Source organism: Prevotella sp. C561 (assembly GCF_000224595.1).
GTDB classification, from domain to species: Bacteria; Bacteroidota; Bacteroidia; order Bacteroidales; family Bacteroidaceae; genus Prevotella; species Prevotella jejuni.
The window spans coordinates 1-885 of record NZ_JH114199.1 but is presented as its reverse complement, the minus strand read 5'-3'; the positions used below and the strand labels follow the sequence as shown (position 1 = coordinate 885).

Sequence of the window (885 nt, the reverse complement as noted above, 5' to 3'; positions counted from 1 at the left end):
AAGGAAAGATAAATGTTTTTATATTTTTTAGCTAATTTCTTGTTTGTTTCATATATTCTCACTACCTTTGCGGCCAGTTAAAATAAAATTAACTCGTAATAACGATGAGAGTCATAAAGAATATTAATTCGGCAAATGTTTGCACTTTATTAGGAAATAAAGGTGTAGGCTCTATTTGTGCTGTATTAAATTCTTTAACGAAGAAAGACGAAAAAATATCGCAAATTATTTGGTAATTCCAAATAATTTTGTACTCTCTCTCTCTCTCTCTCTCTCATATAGGCCAGGCCTAACCTCCCCACTTTTTTCTTCACGCATACGCGCGCGAGGCGTGCCGTGCAACCCCTGTAAACAAAGGACTTTTCAGAGTTTCCTTTGTTCGCTTTTTTGTGTCCCTACGTAAACGAAATAAAAAGAAATTAAGCACGAAATAATAACTATTTTAATTGATAAAACAATGGAGAAAAAGAAACAAAAGAAGAACTATTCTGCACCAAAGTGTGAAATAGTTCACGTAAACGAAACCACTAATCTGATGGATGCATCCATGCCTGGTCAGCACAGAAAGGCAAACCATGCTACTGGTCCAGCTGCTGCTAAGGCAAGTCAATGGAATGAGGAAGACTTCGAGAACGAAGCGCCAACATCATGGGAAGACTAACAGAGAGTTATTAACTAAAAGAACAAAGTAAAACGAATAAATGATGAAGAAAACAATGAAACAATATTCATTTGCATCGCAACTAAAGTCTTTGGCTGTCGTGTTCGGCATTGCCTTGACTTTTGCATCTTGTGCTAAGGAGGATGTGGCACAGAACCCAAGCAATAAAGAGGGCGACAACGATAAGAACCTTACGACTTTCGTTGCAGGCGACGAGGCAAAAA

At 37.6% G+C, this 885-nt stretch carries 1 protein-coding gene and 1 pseudogene; both read left to right on the top strand.

The annotated features are described in order from the left end of the window. Nucleotides 1-457 precede the first annotated feature (457 nt). Entirely contained in the window at nucleotides 458-661 is a 204-nt protein-coding gene (locus HMPREF0666_RS15920) for a hypothetical protein (RefSeq protein WP_009013430.1), read from the top strand. Nucleotides 662-704: 43 nt separating this feature from the next. Beyond that, a pseudogene (locus HMPREF0666_RS15915) lies at nucleotides 705-885 on the top strand (hypothetical protein); the annotation flags it as partial.